Here is a 15,698-nt window from a genome sequence, read left to right as displayed (position 1 = left end):
TAAGGAAACACTATGCGTGTTTATGTCACCGGTAATATTACCGTCGATGAAACCTGGTCCATTGCGGATATTCCGCAAAAGGGCTCATCGGTTCATGGTATTAAAGTTTCGCAGGATATTGGCGGCAAAGGCGCGAATCAGGCGATTATATTATCCCGCTGCGGAATAGAAACACGATTAATTGCCGCCACGGGAAATGACAGCAACGGCGTGTGGATCCGTCAGCAATTAATAAATGAACCACTTAGCCTGTTACCGAATGCGTATTTCAACCAAAATAGCGATACCTCAATAATTTTAAATAGCGCCGATGGCGATAATGCCATTATTACCAGCACCGAAAGCGCGGATGCTTTTAGCCTGGAAGAGATTATTCCCCACCTGGCGGATGCCGCTGCCGGCGATATTCTGCTGCAGCAGGGCAACTTCTCCGTGGAAAAGACCCGCGCGCTGTTTCAACTGGCCAAAGCGCGCGGCATGACCACGGTATTTAACCCTTCACCGGTTAACCCCGACTTCGCTCATCTCTGGCCGCTGATAGATATCGCGGTGGTTAATGAGTCGGAAGCCGCAGAACTTCAGCCCCATGGCGTTACCACCTTAGTGATTACCCAGGGCGCTGCCGGTGCCTGGCTGGTCAGTGAAGGCCAGCGCCGGTTCTGCCCGGCGGTGGCCGCTGAAGCCGTGGATACCACCGGTGCGGGTGACACCTTCCTTGCCGTGATGCTGGCATCTGCTCTGCTGCGCGGCGTTGCGCCGGATACGTTAGCGCTGACTCACGCCAGCCGTGCCGCCGCCATCACCGTCGGCCGCCGGGGAACCTTTAGCGCGTTTCCCGGCGAGCAGGAACTCGCCGCCCTGTTAAGCACGAGCGGCGAGTAGGCCTTATTTAAACAGCGAACGGTAACCGTCTACGTTCGCTTTGGTCACTACCGTGGCCGGAACCAGAATGGTTTTCGACACGGTTTTACCGGAGGTAATCGCATTCAGCGCGTTCAGCGCTTCCACGCCCATCTGTTTCGGGTCCTGCTGCAGCACGGCGGTGACGTAGCCACCGTCAATGCCGGTAATCGCCTTCGCCGTCAGATCCCAGCCGAAGACTTTAATATCCTTCTGCCGCCCCTGGTTCTCTACCGCCGCGATAGCCCCCAGCAGCGCCGGTTCGCCGGTGGCGTAGATTGCCGTCAGGTCCGGGTTACCGGTGATCAGGTTTTCCGCCGCGGTCATCGCTTTATCCTGCACGTTCTGGCCGTCAACCACGTTGGCGATGGTAATCTTTGGATTGGTTTTCAGCGTCTCTTCAAAGCCCTTCTGCCGCTGGTTCTGGATCGCCGAGTTCAGTGCGCCGACAATGCCTACGCGAGCCTGGCCGCCCATCTCTTTCTGCACGTAATCAACAAAGTATTTACCAATGATTTTACCGCCTTCGATATTATCCACGCCGACCTGAGCGGCCTGAGGACCGGCCGGTAATACCGCATCGATAGCGATAACCGGTATATTGGCTTTCGCCGCTTCTTTCACCGCCGGCATAATGCCGTTAACGTCGATGGCAGCGACCATAATTCCCTTCACGCCCTGCTGAATATAGTTTTCAATGGCGTCATTCTGCGCCACCGGATTATCGTTAGAGTTGAAAATCACCACATCCTTGCCGCTGGATTTTGCCGCTTCCTGCGCGCCTTTATTCATCTGATTAAAGAACAGTGCCTGCTGATTGATTTGAATCAGCGCATAGTCGGGGGTGGCAGCACTGGCAACAGAAATAAGACTGCCCGAGGCAATCAGAGCGGTGGCCAGAGCAATAAAACGCAGTTTTCCGGTGTTTAATAACATCATCAGTTTCCTCGTCGGGAAGAGATCATAGCCAGCAGGTTTCCGCGCCGCAGGGCAAACGCAGAAGGATTATTTTTTTGGCGGGCAAATATCTGATGTAAGGCTAAAGCGGCCAGAAGCCGTTCAGCTAAGACCTGCTTTCTCCCATTCCGGCAACCGGTCCGTTGCGGTGCGCGACTGGAATGTTTCAAGCGGGTTTGGGAATGACTTCCCGGATGATGCGGTAAACTGCTTATACAATTCTCCGCTGCTCAATTTTTGTCAAGCATTTATTTAACAATTTGTTCACCGGAGAAAATGCTGTATCGGGCGCGCGTAACTGTGTTACAGATAGCCCCACTCAGGCAGAAATGGCGCAGAAAATGAGTCTAAAACGCGTATTGTTATCCGATGTGGCAAAGCAGGCGGGGCTGTCAAAGGCGACCGTGTCGCGCTATATGAATCACAATATCGTGCTGCCGCAGGAGACGATTGACCGCATTGAAAGCGCCATTCGTGAGCTGGACTATCGCGGCAACAGCCTGGCGCGCCGCCTAAGCAAAGGCGGCAGCGAAACCCTCGGCCTGGTGCTGCCCGACATCACCAACCCCTTCTTTGCCGAACTGGCCGACGCCGCCGAAGAGGCCGCTTCCGCCAATGGCTACAGCCTGGTGCTGTGCATCACCCGCAATAACCCGGACAAAGAGTGCCAGTTTATCCGCTGGCTGGATACCTGCCAGGTCGACGGTCTGCTGTTCACCACTAACCGCCCGGATAACGGCCTGCTGCGCAAAGAGATCCAGCGCCACCAGCGCATCGTGCTACTGGATGAGGATATTCCGGGCAGCAAAGTGCCGAAAGTGTTTGCCGATAACGTGCAGGGCGGGCGCATCGCCACGGAGAAACTGATTGCCGCCGGGCATCGTCATATCGCGTTCGTCGGCGGGCCGGATGAGCTGATGAGCGTGCGCGAACGCTATCAGGGCTTTTGCACCGCCATGGAGCAGGCCGGGCTGAGCTGGCCGCCGGAATGGGTGATGTACGGCGACTACCAGCGCGAGTTTGGTCAGCGGGCCTTGAAGCACCTGTTCAGCCAGCCCGTGCGCCCGACCGCCGTCTTTGCAGCCAGTGACTATCTGGTGCTGGGCCTGCTGGACGGCCTGCGCGCCAGCGGACTGCAGGCACCGGCCGCGCTTTCCCTCGTCGGCTTCGACGATGCCAACTATGCCGACTTCACCCAGCCGCGTATTTCCACTATCCGCCAGCCCGCGCGGGAGCTGGGCCGCACCGCCGTCAGCATCATGCTGCGCCTGCTGAATAACGAAAAAGACATCCCCTCTGAAACCCGCCTGCCGGTGGAATGGATTGGCCGCGATTCCATCAGGATTTGTTAAGCGCGTCCCAAAATGGCGCAAAAGCGCCCAATTTTGGCGCAAAAAGCGTTCAATTTAAAATCCCTTCGCTATAATCAGTAAACCGGTTTACTAACGAATTGTTAATAAATTCGTTGTGCTACAGAGAGTTAAACCACCGGGCTGCTGTGTTGTTCCTGCCCTGGCACGGATGCTGCAAAGACTGACTGGCGAACAAATATCTTAAATAGCGTTTGACCTGATTGTGATACGGAAAGCTCCATTCCGCAGGTAAACCGGTTTACAAGGGTGTAAACCGTGTTGGATGGATGACTTTCCCGCAGCCAGGCAGACATTTTCCCGGCACCAGCGATGGGAGTTATCAGATGCAGCAGCCCCAGACTACCCCGCCACGGGTAGAAATGATCAATATCACCAAGACCTACGGGTCGATACGCTCACTGCGCGGCGTGAACCTGGAACTGGCTCCAGGGGAAGTGCTCGGCCTGGTGGGCGATAACGGCGCAGGGAAATCCACCCTGACCAAAGTGCTCTCCGGCGCGGTGGTCCCCACCAGCGGCACAATCCGCATTGACGGCGAAGCGCACCAGTTCACTAACCCTGCGGATTCCCGCCGCTGCCATATCGAGATGGTTTATCAGGATCTGTCGCTGTGCGACACGGTCGACGTGGCCGGAAATCTGTTTATGGGCCGCGAACCGATGAAATCGATCCTCGGCATTCCGTTCCTTGATGAAGCCAAAATGCACGCCGATGCGCGTGAAATGCTGAAAGGGCTGGGAATTTCTATTCCCGATACCCGCCTGCTGGTGCGCAATCTCTCCGGCGGTCAGCGCCAGGCCATCGCCATTGCCCGTGCGGCGGCGTTTGACCCGAAAGTGCTGATTATGGACGAACCTACTGCCGCGCTGGCCGTGGCAGAAGTGGAAGCGGTGCTGGAGTTAATCCGCCGCGTTTCCGCCCGTGGGGTGAGCGTGATCCTGATTACCCACCGTCTGCAGGATCTGTTCCTGGTCTGCGATCGGATTATGGTGATGTATGAAGGCACCAACGTGGCTGAACGCCGGGTCGCAGACACCGATCTGAGCGATATCGTTAACCTGATTGTGGGCGAAAAATTCACCGCTCGCTCTGCCGCCGCACACTGAGGTAACAGGATGAGTATCATGAACTTAAGCAGCTCCCGCATGATCCAGCACTCGCTGCCGCGCCGCCTGCTGCATAACCACTCGGGCGTAGTCAGCATCGCACTGTTTTTCGTCTTCTGCTGCGTGGTGTTTTCGCTGATCACCAGTAACTTCCTCACCGGCACCAACTGGCTGAACATCGTTCGCCAGAGCGCGCCGCTGCTGATCGTCGCCACCGCCATGACCCTGGTGATCACCACCGGCGGTATCGATTTGTCAGTGGGGTCCACCCTTGCGCTGGTCGGTGCCCTTTCCGCTATCGCCCTGAATAACTGGGGGCTGCCGTGGCCGGTCGTGCTGCTGGGTGGTCTGCTGCTCGGCGGGCTGGTCGGCGCAATTAACGGCTTTTTCATCGCCTACGAAGGGATACCGGCGTTTATCGTCACCCTCGCCACCCTGGCGGTCGTGCGCGGTATCGCGCTGCTGGTCACTCAGGGCTATTCGATTCCGGTGCCTGAAGACAGCCTGTTTACCCTGATGGGCCGCGCCTGGGTGCTGGGTATCCCGATGCCCGCACTGATCGCCATTATCGTGCTGATTGTCGGGCATGTCGTGCTGAATCATATGCGCTTTGGCCGCTACGTGACCGCCATCGGCGCCAACGCCGAGGGCGCGCGACGCAGCGGGATCAATACCAAGGCCGCCACCATGAAGGTGTATATCATCAGCGGCATGGCCGCCGCGCTGGCCGGAATGATTATCACTGCCCGCCTCGGCAGCGGTTCATCTAACCAGGGAGAAGGCTTTGAGTTACAGGTGATTGCCGCCGTCGTGCTCGGCAGCACCAGCCTGTTCGGCGGCTTCGGCACCATCATCGGCACGCTGCTGGGCGCGCTGTCGATTGCGGTGATCCAGAACGGGCTGATCCTCTCGCACATTTCGCCGTTCTATACCCAGATAGCCACCGGCACCATCATCCTGCTGGCCATCTGGCTGAACACCCGCATTCTCAACCCCACGCGATCTGCGGCAAAAGGATAGCTTATGAAAGGATCAATTTTTCGCCATCCGCACCCGCTGCCGGTTGGCGTCAGCAGCGGCTATGTGATGACGGTGCTTGGCCCGCTGCCGATCGGTGAGATGGGCGTCACGCTGATGCATGAGCACATCCTGCTGGATGCCTCCGGCAAGTGGGTACCGCCGTGCTGCTGTAGCGATCGTCACCTGGCCGAGATGCCGGTGAAGATGGAAAACCTCGGCGAGCTGTCGCTGAATCCGCTGATGAGCCGCGATAACTGCCAGCTGTTTGACGCCGATCTGGCGATTGAGGAGTTGACCAAATACCGTGCGCTCGGCGGGGAAACGGTGGTCGACCCGACCAATATCGGTATTGGCCGCGATCCGAAGGCGCTACAGCGCATCTCGCGCCTCACCGGGCTGAATATCGTGATGGGCACCGGGCTGTATCTGGAGCCGTCGCACCCCGAGTGGGTGAAAACCACCAGCGTGGAGCAGCTGGCCGAAAAGCTGATCTACGACCTCGGCGGTGCGGAGGAAAAGCCGGAGGTGATTGCCGGGCTGATCGGCGAAATCGGCATTTCCAGCCGCTTTACGCCGGATGAAGAGAAGTCCCTGCGCGCAGCGGGCCGCGCCAGCGCCGCCACCGGCGTGCCAATTGAGGTGCATCTGCCGGGCTGGGAACGGCTGGGGCATAAGGTGCTGGATATCCTCGAGCAGGAAGGGGCCGATCTGCGCCATACGGTGCTGTGCCATATGAACCCGAGCTTTGCCGACAAGCGCTATCAGCGCGAGCTGGCGCAGCGCGGCGCGTTCCTGGAGTACGACATGATCGGCATGAGCTACTACTACGCCGACGAATCGGCCCAGTCGCCGTCCGACGAGGAAAACGCCCGCGCCATTCGCGAGCTGATTGACGACGGCTTTATCCAGCAGATTTTGCTGTCGCAGGACGTGTTCCTGAAAACCATGCTGACCCGCTACGGCGGCCACGGCTATGGCTACATTCTCAAGCACTTTGTCCCGCGCCTTAAGCGCCACGGCGTCAGCGGTGAACAACTTGAAACCTTAATGATCGGTAATCCCCAGCGGGTATTTGGCGGATAAAAAGGAATAAATCAGATGAAGAAGAAAATTTTACTGGTGGGTGAATCCTGGACCAGCACCTCGGTACACGTGAAAGGCTTCGATCAGTTTGCCACCGCCACCTGGCACAACGGCGCCACCGACTTCCTGGCCGCGCTGGCGGACAGCAATTATGCCATCACCTATATGCCCGCCCACGCGGCGGCCACCGACTTCCCGCTGACGCAGGAAGAGCTGGCGGAGTGGGATGCAATTATCCTGTCGGATATCGGTGCCAACACGCTGCTGCTGCATCCGGATACCTGGCTGAAAAGCCGCCGTACCGCCAACCGCCTGACGCTGCTGCATGACTACGTGGCTAACGGTGGCTCGCTGATGATGATCGGCGGCTATTTCAGTTTCCAGGGGATCAACGGCGGCGCGCGCTACCGCAATACGGCGGTGGAGAAAGTGCTGCCGGTACGCTGCCTGGCCTGGGACGACCGTATCGAAACGCCGGAAGGCTGCTATGCCGAGGTCACTGAATCGCACGCGGTGTTTAACGATATTCCGGGCGAATGGCCGTGGCTGCTGGGCTATAACGAAGTGGAGATGCGCCCGGAGGGCAAGCTGCTGGCTACCGTGTCCGGCAGCGGGCATCCGCTGCTGGCGGTGCGCGAATACCAGCAGGGCCGCTCGCTGGTGTGGACCAGCGACATGTCCGCCCACTGGCTGCCGGAAGAGTTTGCCAAATGGCCGGGCTATCGCCAGCTGTGGGTGAACTGCCTTGACTGGCTGACGGAACGCAGCTGATGGCGGCGGATACCACGCTTGAACTGGCCCGGCAGCTGCTGGGCTTTAACACCATCAACCCGCCGGGTGATGAAGCCGACTGCATGCGCTTTTTTGCCGGGTGGCTCAGCGACCACGGTTTTGAGGTGTCGCTCTCGTCGTTCGGTGAGGGGCGCAGCAATCTGGTGGCCCGCCTGCCCGGCAACGCGCCGGGCAGGCCGCTGGCGTTTACCGGCCATCTGGATACCGTGCCGCTCGGCAACGCGTCGTGGCAGTTCGATCCTTTTGGCTCACAGATCGACGGCGATCGCCTCTACGGTCGGGGATCAAGCGATATGAAAGCGGCGGTGGCGGCGTTTGCCGTCGCCTGCGTTCAGCACCGCCAGAAAATCCTTCACGGGCGCGGCGCGGTGCTGCTGATCACCGGCGGCGAAGAAACCGGCTGTGACGGCGCGCGAGTGCTGATCGAAGCCGGGGATCTGCCGGAAATCGGCGCGCTGATCGTCGGTGAACCGACGGCCAACTACCCGGTTATCGGGCACAAAGGCGCGCTGTGGCTGCGCTGCGAAACGCGTGGCAAAACCGCCCACGGCGCGATGCCGGAGCTGGGGATTAATGCCATTTATCTGGCGGCGGATGCGCTGGGCAAAATCCGCCACTTCTCGCCGGGCGCGCCGCATCCGCTGATGAAGCAGCCAACGCTGAACGTCGGGCGCATTGAGGGCGGGCTGAACATTAACTCGGTGCCGGACCGTACGCGGTTTGATGTCGATATCCGCAGCGCGCCGAATCTTCAGCACGCCACCATCCGCGAACGGCTGGGCGCACTGCTGGGCGAGAACGTCACCCTGACCACGCTGGTCGATTTGCCTGCGGTGCTGAGCGAAGAGCGCCACGCCTGGATTCGCCAGGTGTATCATCGCTGCCAGCCGCTGCACGATGCCCCGTTGACACCACGCGTGGTGCCCTACTTTACCGATGCCTCGCTGCTGCTGCCCGCGCTCGGCAATCCGCCGTGCATTATTCTCGGCCCCGGCGAGCCGTCGATGGCGCACCAGACCGACGAATACTGCCTGCTCAGCCGGCTGGCAGAGGCGGAGCAGCTGTACGCAGACATCATTCAGGACTGGATGGATTAACACCGCCGCCGGGCCGTCCGGCAGCTTTTCAACTGCGCATGCGGGTTATTCCGGCAGAGAAGCCTGCCCGCACATCATCACGTCTTCGAAGCATCAGCAACAAATTAATCGGTTGAGATTATGCCGCGAAGTTCTGCGCCTCGGTCGCCAGCAGCGCCCGATGCAGCGTCTCGGCAGTGACGGCAAACGGCAGTCCGCCCAGGCTCTTCTGTGGAAAGCGGATATCGGCAGCGATCTGCGCAATGCGTGCCGCTCTGTCGCCTGCCAGCGCGGGCAGCCGCAGCGGGCTGCGGTAAATTTTCAGCAGGGAGAGCAGCTGCGCATCCGGCTGGCCGTGTTCCACCAGCGACTGAAGCAGCAGGCTGAACCCGACTTTTTCGCCGTGCAGCCAGTCGTGCAGCTCAGGCTGATGGGTCAGCGTATCGTGGATGACGTGCGCCAGCCCCGGGGTATCCAGCTCACCGCGCACGCTGTTAGCTAAACCAGCCAACACGATACTGGCCTCAATCACCTTTTCCAGCGCTGGCGTCACCTGCTGACGTTCATTCGCCGCGACCGCCTCTTCGCCCCAGCGCAGGAACGCATCGTACGCCTGCCTGGCCGCTGAGACTTTCACCTCCAGCGCCAGGTGGTGCGGGTTGTGTCGCTGCCAGGGATCGAACTCTACCCATTTCGCCAGCGCATCAACGATGCCGGAGCGCAGATAGCGCACGTCGGCGCGGGCGATAATGTCGCTGTCGACCAGAATCAGCGCGGGCATGGCGTCCAGCGCCCGGCTGTCGAGATGGCCGCCCTCGTCATTATAGGTAATCGCCAGCGGTGACCAGGCGGCGCAGGTAGCCGCCAGCGTCGGCAGCGCAAACAGCCGGCGATCGCCCAGCGCATCGTTAACGGCCTTGGCGGTATCCAGCACGCGCCCGCCGCCGATGGCCAGAATCCCTTCCGCACCCTGCTCCAGCAGGTTGTGGCGGAACTGCGCAATCGCCGCATCGGTGCATTCGCCGGTTAAATATTCCACCTGCCAGCGCAGGCCGGCCCGGTTCAGGCTCTCTTCCAGCGCCGGGTTCACCGCCCGCCAGGCCTGCGGCGAGGTGAGAATGCGCAGATGGCCGACCAGCGGACGAATGCGCTCGCCGACCTGATGGATCAGGCCCGGCTGCTGAATATAGTTGCCCGGCGACTTGATGGTGAACTGCGCGGGCGTTGATAGCGGTTGCTCTGTGCTCATGGCATCCTCCGATGCTAAGAAAATCTGTGGGGGCCACGGTTCCTGTGTTGTCGCGCCGGTCCAGGCCACAAACGTCGGCGGCAGCCAGGCGGTCACCTCAGGAAGCGGTTCATTAAAGCAGGCGATCTCCACGAAGCAGGTCTGCGCGGTGCTGCCCTGGCCGAGCCGGGAGCTGCCGATATCGGTGGTTAATACGTTCGGGTTGCCGTGTTTATCCAGAGAACGGTTTTCCTGCGCGTTCAGCGGGTCGTACCAGGCCCCGGTGGAGATCTGCACCACGCCGGGCCGGATATCCTCGGTGAGATGCACGCCCGCCAGCAGCGCGCCGCGATCGTTAAACACCTTCACGATATCCCGCTCGCCGATGCCGCGCGCGGCGGCATCCTGCGGGTGCATCCACAGCGGCTCGCGGCCGTTAATTTTGGTCTGCTGGCTGACTGACCCATGATCGTACTGGCTGTGCAGCCGCGTGCGCGGCTGGCTGGAAAGCAGATGCAGCGGCCAGCGCTGGCGCTGTTCCTGCTGGGCATTCTGCTCATCCTTATCCCACCAGGCGTGGCCCGGCGCTTCGCGGTAGCCGAAGGCGGCCACCGCGGCGGAGAACAGCTCGATTTTCCCCGACGGGGTGGACAGCGGCGCTGCCTCGGGATCGTCACGGAACGCCTTCAGCAGGATTTGCGGCACGTCGGGTGCGGCATATTCCAGCTTGCCCTGCGCCCAGAAGGCCTCGAAGTCGGGCAGCTGAATGCCCTCCTCTGCGGCTCGCGGCCGGGATTCGTGATAAATCCTCTCCAGCCAGCCGCGCGCGCTGTGCCCTTCGGTAAACTGCGCGGCGAAATCCAGTTTTTCCGCCAGCGCACTGAAGATGGCGTAATCATCGCGTGCTTCCCCCTGCGGCGGCAGATGCTGACGCATGGCGATCATAAAGCCGTCGTTGCTGGCGCTGCCGATATCCTCCCGCTCCAGCGAAGTGGTGGCGGGCAGCACGATATCGGCGAATTTGGCCTGGGCGGTCCAGTACTGTTCATGGACGATCACCGTGTCCGGCCGCCGCCAGCCTTCAATCAGCCGGTTGAGATCCTGATGATGATGGAAGCTGTTGCCGCCCGCCCAGTAAACAAGGCGGATATCGGGATAGGTTAAGGTCTGACCGTCGAATTCGTAGTGTTCACCGGGGTGCAGCAGCATATCGGTGATACGCGCCACTGGAATGCGCGCGCTGACCGCGTTGCGGCCCGCAGGCATACGCGGGCCGGAAAAGCGCCGCCGCTCAGCTCCGGCCAGGTTGGTAGAGGCATAGCCGAAACCGATGCCGCCGCCAGGGGTGCCAATCTGCCCGAGCAGCGCGGTGACCGCCACCAGCGCCCAGTAGGCCTGCTCGCCCTGCCGCGCGCGCTGCACCGACCACGCCATATTGATCATCGTTTTCTTCTGCGCCATCTGCCGCGCCAGCTGTCGGATCGTCTCCGCCTCCAGCCCGGTGAGGGTCGCCGCCCACTCAGGGGTTTTGGCTTCGCCGTCGTCCTCGCCCTGCACGTAGGCCGCAAAGCGCTCAAAACCGACCGTACAGCGGGCAATAAAGTCCTGGTTCACCCGGCGTTCGGCAATCAGTACCTGGCACACCGCCAGCAGCAGCGCGGTATCGCTGCCGGGCCGGAGCGCCAGCCAGTCGGCATCGCCGACGGCGGCAAGATCGTTGCGCACCGGGCTGACGTTGATAAAGCGGCAGCCGTTGGCGCGCAGGGTTTGCAGCCAGTGATCGAGGGCGTGATCGTTGGCCCCACCGCCGTTGACCTGCGCGTTACGCAGCGGCAGGCCGCCGATGGCAACAAACAGCTCGCAGTGTTCAGCCAGCACCGGCCAGTGGGTGTGCTGACGCTGAAGATCGTCGAGATCGCCGAGAATATGCGGTAAAACCCGCTCTCCGGCGGCGATACTGTACGTGTTGGTGCTGGCGGTATAGCCGCCAAACTGATTGAGGAAGCGGTGCAGCTGACTTTGCGCATGGTGGAAACGCCCGGCGCTCGACCAGCCGTAGGAACCACCGTAGATCGCCTGATTACCGTGGGTGTCTTTCACCCGCCGCAGCTCATCGGCCACCAGCGACAGCGCCTGCTCCCAGCTCACTTCCACAAAGGGTTCTTTACCGCGCCCCTCGCGATTCGCCGGTTTGCCCTGCAAATAGCCGAGCCTGACCGCCGGTCGCCGCACGCGGCTATTGCCCTGCACCGCGCCCGGCATCGAGAAGCCAATCTTCGACGGATTGCGGTCCCACTCCACCGGCTCGACGGCGGTCAGCACGCCGTTATCGGTGGTCACCCTATAGGTGCCCCAGTGGGTGACGGTCAGTCGTTTATCGGCTTCGGCCTGCTGGCTCATGGTGCGCTCCGGGAGTTAGTGCATGGTCATTCCGCCAGTGACATTAATCGCCTGGCCGGTCATATAGGAGGACAGCGGGCTGGCGAGAAACAGCACCACGTTGGCGACGTCTTCCGGCTGCGCGGTGCGGCCCAGCGGCACCTGCGAACAGTCTTCGGCATAGATATCCTCCGCCGTCAGCCCACGCAGTTTACCGCCCAGCTCCCGCTCGTGCCATTTCATCGGTGTTTCAACGATGCCGGGGCAGACGGCGTTAACGAGGATGTTGTCGTGTGCCAGCTCAATCGCCGCCACCTTGGTTAAACCCAGTACCGCATGTTTAGAGGCGACGTACTGCCCCATCAGGCGATAGCCGTTTTTCCCCGCCTGCGAGGCGATATTGATTATGCGGCCGTAGCGCTGGGGCTTCATCAGGGCGATAGCGGCCTGCGAGGCGTAGCCAACGCCCTTGACGTTCACGTCGAGGATGCGCTGCCAGGCCGCTTCATCCAGTTCGTCGATGCGGCTCATCGCCGACACGCCGCAGCTGTTGACCAGGATATCCACCCTGCCAAACTGCTGCTGCGCCGCGGCAATCAGCTCGCCCGCCTGTTCAGGTCGGGCGATATCACACGGCAGCCACAGCCAGCGGTCGCCGGTTTCCCGCGCGGTGATGGCGATGTCGCCCACCACCACGTTGGCACCGGCCTGATGCAGCAGCTCGGCAATGGCCCGCCCGATTCCCTGCAGGCCGCCGGTGACCACCGCCGTCTGCCCCTGGAGATCGATGGCAACCATCAAACCACCTGACGGGAAAAGGCGTCAGTGCTGATCCCGGCCGCCAGCACCTGACGCGCGTACTCTTTCGCCGAGAACAGCGAGTGATCGCGATAGTTGCCGCACTCCAGCGGCGTCACCGCCGGTACGTCGGTGGCATCAACCACCCGCTCCAGCACGCGGGTCAGCGCGGTGGCGATGGTTTTCGGATCGCGGTTATCCCACAGGATGAGATAGAAGCCGGTGCGGCAGCCCATCGGGGAAATGTCGATTACGCCGTCCAGCTCTTCGCGCAGGCCGAAGGCCAGCAGGTGCTCCAGCGTGTGCAGCGCGGCGGTCGGGATGGCATCCGCGTTCGGCTGCAGCAGGCGCAGGTCGTATTTTTCTACCACGCTGCCCAGCGCGTGTTTTTCATTACCGGCCACCCGCACATACGGGGCGATGACTTTGTTGTGGTCGAGGGTAAAGCTCTCTACTACTGGCATACGGTTTCTCCTTACGATTATTCGCGACGTATCCGGCGCGCCAGACGCGTGCCGAAGGTCTGTAAAAGCTGCACGATAACGATCAGCACCAGCGCGGTGCTCAGCGTGGCAAAGGCATCAAAACGCTGGTAGCCGTAGGTAATGGCCAGATCACCGATACCGCCGCCGCCAACGGTGCCCGCCATTGCGGTGGCACCCAGCAGGCCGATGGTGGCGGTGGTCAGCGCGAGGATCAGCGATGATGCGGCCTCCGGCAGCATAAAGTGCCAGATGGTTTGAAAGGTGCTTGCTCCCATGGCATTGGCGGATTCGAGGATGCCGTCATCCACCTCCAGCAGCGAGCTTTCCACCAGCCGGGCGATATAGGGGGCGATAAACACTACCAGCGGCACAATCGCGCCGGGGGTGCCGATAGTGGTGCCGACCAGCCAGCGTGTCACCGGCAGAATGGTGATCAGCAGGATGATAAACGGCAGCGAGCGCAGGATATTCACCACCGGATTAAGGATCTGGTGCAGCGTGCCGTTCGGCAGAATGCCGCCGGGGCGGCACAGCACCAGCACGATGCCCAGCGGGATGCCGAGCAGTGCGCCAAAGCCCAGCGAGACGCTGACCATGATCAGCGTGTCGTACAGCGCCAGCAGGAACTGATCGCCGGTGATGGCGGTATCAATAAATTCAAACATCGCTGATTTTCACTCCTGCGTCATGGAGGTAGCGGATCGCCGCGTCGATATCCGCCGCTTCTCCGCCGATCTGCACGATCATAAAGCCGAGAATGGTGCTCTGAATTTCAGACATGTTGGCAAACAGGATATTGACCTCCACCGGATACTCGCGGATCAGCCGGTTGACGATCGGCTGCTGCGCGGTCTGCCCCACGAATTCCAGCCGCAGCGCCCGGCTCTGGCTTTGCTGTTTGATGCGCGCCACGGTCTGCTCCGGCAGGCGATCGTGGATCACCGACTGCACAAAGCTGGCGGTGACAGAATCTTTCGGCTGCCCAAACAGCTCAAGCACGTTACCCTGCTCAACCACCTTCCCCTGCGCCATCACCGCGACCTTGTGGCAGATTTTTTGCACCACCGACATTTCATGGGTGATCAGCACGATGGTGATGCCGTAGCGGCGATTAATTTCCTGCAGCAGCAGCAGGATCTGCACGGTGGTGTGCGGGTCCAGCGCCGAGGTGGCTTCGTCACACAGCAGGATCGACGGGTTAGTGGCCAGCGCGCGGGCAATACCCACGCGCTGCTTTTGCCCGCCGGAAAGTTCATCGGGATAGCTTTCGGCTTTATCGCTAAGGTTCACGAAGGCCAGCAGCTCGCTCACCCGTTCGCGGATAAAGGCTTTATCGCGCCCCTGTAAGATCAGCGGGATTGCCACGTTGTGAAATACCGTGCGCGAGTTCAGCAGGTTAAAGTGCTGAAAGATCATGCCGATATCTTTCTTCACCTGGTTCAGCTGTTTCTTACTGATGCCCTGCAGCGACAGATCGTTAATCAGCACATCGCCCTCGGTGGGCGCTTCCAGATGGTTAATCAGGCGCAGCAGCGTACTTTTTCCCGCGCCGCTGGCACCGATAACGCCGAAGATATCGCCCTGATTAATCGTCAGGTTGACGTTATCCAGCGCAAGGAAGCTTTCTCCCTTGCGGGTAAACGTTTTGCTGACCGCGTTAAAGCGGATAACCGGCTGACTCATTTGAAATAGCTGGGCTGCAGGTAGCCGTCGTACTGTGAATGGGTGGTGATATAGGTTTTAAACTCGGCGGAGTGGTAGCCCGCCACGATGTCCTTGGCGAACTGCGCGTCTTTATTTTTACCGGCCACCGTCACCACGTTGATAAACTGGCTGGTTGGCGTTTCCAGCTTGAGCGCCGAGCTTAATTTCATCCCGCTGGAAACGGCGAAGTTGCCCTGAATCAGCCCGAAGTCCACATCCGGCAGCGCGCGAACCTGCTGGGCGTTATCCATCTCTTTCAGCACGATTTTGTACGGGTTTTCACTGATGGCTTTCTGCGAGAAGGTCGCCGGGTCGATATCGGCCTTCAGTTTGACCCAGCCGAGGCTTTGCAGCACCAGCAGGGCGCGATATTCATTAGGTGCCTGGTTTGGTACTGAAATCACCGTGCCCGGTTTCGGCGTATCCAGCGTGTTGAGCTTGCCGGCATAGAGTCCCATCGGCGGGGTTGGCACCTGCACAATGCCGACGTTATCAATACCCAGACGTTCGTTGACCGATTTTAAATACACCGGGTGCTGCATAATATTGGCTTCAATATTACCCCGCGCCACCGCATCGTTAACCTGAATACCGTCGCTGAAATCTTTATACTCGACTTTATATCCCTTCTTGATCAAAAATGGTGCAACGCCATTCTGGAACTGCTCTTTATAAGGGCCGGGGTTAAAACCCACACGAATTAGTTTATCATCGGCATGCGCTGTCGAAATAACTACAGCAGAAGACAATAAGGCAACAACCAGTCCGCTAATCAATGACCTGCGCATAACAATGCT

13 protein-coding genes and 2 pseudogenes are annotated in these 15,698 nt (G+C 60.2%); 7 read left to right on the top strand and 8 right to left on the bottom strand.

What is annotated here, in order from left to right:
• The first annotated feature begins 12 nt into the window (after nt 1-12).
• The gene (locus tag IBT46_RS00325) at nt 13-882 is read left to right on the top strand and encodes a ribokinase (protein ID WP_200543051.1); all 870 of its coding nucleotides are present in this window, start codon (nt 13-15) and stop codon (nt 880-882) included.
• 3 nt (nt 883-885) lie between these two features.
• Here IBT46_RS00325 and IBT46_RS00320 read toward each other — a convergent pair whose 3' ends face one another.
• Nucleotides 886-1,839, bottom strand: a complete 954-nt coding sequence (locus IBT46_RS00320) for a substrate-binding domain-containing protein (protein WP_200543050.1) — start codon at nt 1,837-1,839, stop codon at nt 886-888.
• 347 nt (nt 1,840-2,186) lie between these two features.
• Between IBT46_RS00320 and IBT46_RS00315 the strand changes: the two genes are divergently transcribed.
• From IBT46_RS00315 to IBT46_RS00290, 6 genes are all read left to right on the top strand, one after another.
• Nucleotides 2,187-3,209 (top strand): LacI family DNA-binding transcriptional regulator, encoded by a 1,023-nt coding sequence (locus tag IBT46_RS00315; RefSeq protein WP_105592276.1) that lies wholly within the window; start codon nt 2,187-2,189, stop codon nt 3,207-3,209.
• A 380-nt stretch (nt 3,210-3,589) separates the two neighbouring features.
• Nucleotides 3,590-4,336, top strand: coding sequence for an ATP-binding cassette domain-containing protein (locus IBT46_RS00310; protein ID WP_172606574.1), 747 nt, complete (start codon nt 3,590-3,592; stop codon nt 4,334-4,336).
• An 18-nt stretch (nt 4,337-4,354) separates the two neighbouring features.
• Nucleotides 4,355-5,356 carry an ABC transporter permease gene (locus IBT46_RS00305; RefSeq protein WP_200543049.1) on the top strand — a complete coding sequence of 334 codons (1,002 nt, stop codon included), beginning with the start codon at nt 4,355-4,357 and terminating at the stop codon, nt 5,354-5,356.
• A gap of 3 nt (nt 5,357-5,359) precedes the next feature.
• Nucleotides 5,360-6,439, top strand: coding sequence for a phosphotriesterase (locus tag IBT46_RS00300; protein ID WP_200543048.1), 1,080 nt, complete (start codon nt 5,360-5,362; stop codon nt 6,437-6,439).
• Nucleotides 6,440-6,454: 15 nt separating this feature from the next.
• Nucleotides 6,455-7,210: a glutamine amidotransferase gene (locus IBT46_RS00295; RefSeq protein ID WP_200543047.1), complete on the top strand. Its 756-nt coding sequence runs from the start codon at nt 6,455-6,457 to the stop codon at nt 7,208-7,210.
• A complete protein-coding gene (locus tag IBT46_RS00290) occupies nt 7,210-8,328 on the top strand; it encodes a M20 family metallopeptidase (RefSeq protein WP_200543046.1) in 1,119 nt (372 codons plus the stop codon). Before IBT46_RS00295 ends, IBT46_RS00290 begins: the two co-directional genes overlap by 1 nt.
• Nucleotides 8,329-8,446: 118 nt before the next feature.
• On the opposite strand, the pseudogene IBT46_RS27160 reads toward IBT46_RS00290, so the two are convergent.
• From IBT46_RS27160 to IBT46_RS00260, 7 genes and pseudogenes are all read right to left on the bottom strand, one after another.
• Nucleotides 8,447-9,493 (bottom strand): annotated as a pseudogene (locus tag IBT46_RS27160) (iron-containing alcohol dehydrogenase family protein); the annotation flags it as partial.
• A 129-nt stretch (nt 9,494-9,622) separates the two neighbouring features.
• Nucleotides 9,623-11,935: pseudogene (locus IBT46_RS00285) on the bottom strand (molybdopterin-dependent oxidoreductase); the annotation flags it as partial.
• A gap of 15 nt (nt 11,936-11,950) precedes the next feature.
• The gene (locus IBT46_RS00280; RefSeq protein WP_200543044.1) at nt 11,951-12,712 is read right to left on the bottom strand and encodes an SDR family NAD(P)-dependent oxidoreductase; all 762 of its coding nucleotides are present in this window, start codon (nt 12,710-12,712) and stop codon (nt 11,951-11,953) included.
• Nucleotides 12,712-13,176: an S-ribosylhomocysteine lyase gene (locus tag IBT46_RS00275; RefSeq protein WP_200543043.1), complete on the bottom strand. Its 465-nt coding sequence runs from the start codon at nt 13,174-13,176 to the stop codon at nt 12,712-12,714. Before IBT46_RS00275 ends, IBT46_RS00280 begins: the two co-directional genes overlap by 1 nt.
• Nucleotides 13,177-13,193: 17 nt before the next feature.
• On the bottom strand, nt 13,194-13,862 hold the full coding sequence (locus tag IBT46_RS00270) for a methionine ABC transporter permease (RefSeq protein ID WP_200543042.1): 669 nt from the start codon (nt 13,860-13,862) through the stop codon (nt 13,194-13,196).
• Entirely contained in the window at nt 13,855-14,880 is a 1,026-nt protein-coding gene (locus IBT46_RS00265; RefSeq protein WP_200543041.1) for a methionine ABC transporter ATP-binding protein, read from the bottom strand. The genes IBT46_RS00270 and IBT46_RS00265 overlap by 8 nt, the downstream gene beginning before the upstream one ends.
• Nucleotides 14,877-15,689: a MetQ/NlpA family ABC transporter substrate-binding protein gene (locus IBT46_RS00260; protein ID WP_105592288.1), complete on the bottom strand. Its 813-nt coding sequence runs from the start codon at nt 15,687-15,689 to the stop codon at nt 14,877-14,879. The genes IBT46_RS00265 and IBT46_RS00260 overlap by 4 nt, the downstream gene beginning before the upstream one ends.
• Nucleotides 15,690-15,698 lie beyond the last annotated feature (9 nt).

The organism is Erwinia sp. S38 (genome assembly GCF_016624545.1).
Lineage (GTDB): Bacteria > Pseudomonadota > Gammaproteobacteria > Enterobacterales > Enterobacteriaceae > Erwinia > Erwinia coffeiphila.
Note: the sequence above shows the minus strand (reverse complement) of the source record. Positions and strands in the feature narration are given on the sequence as shown.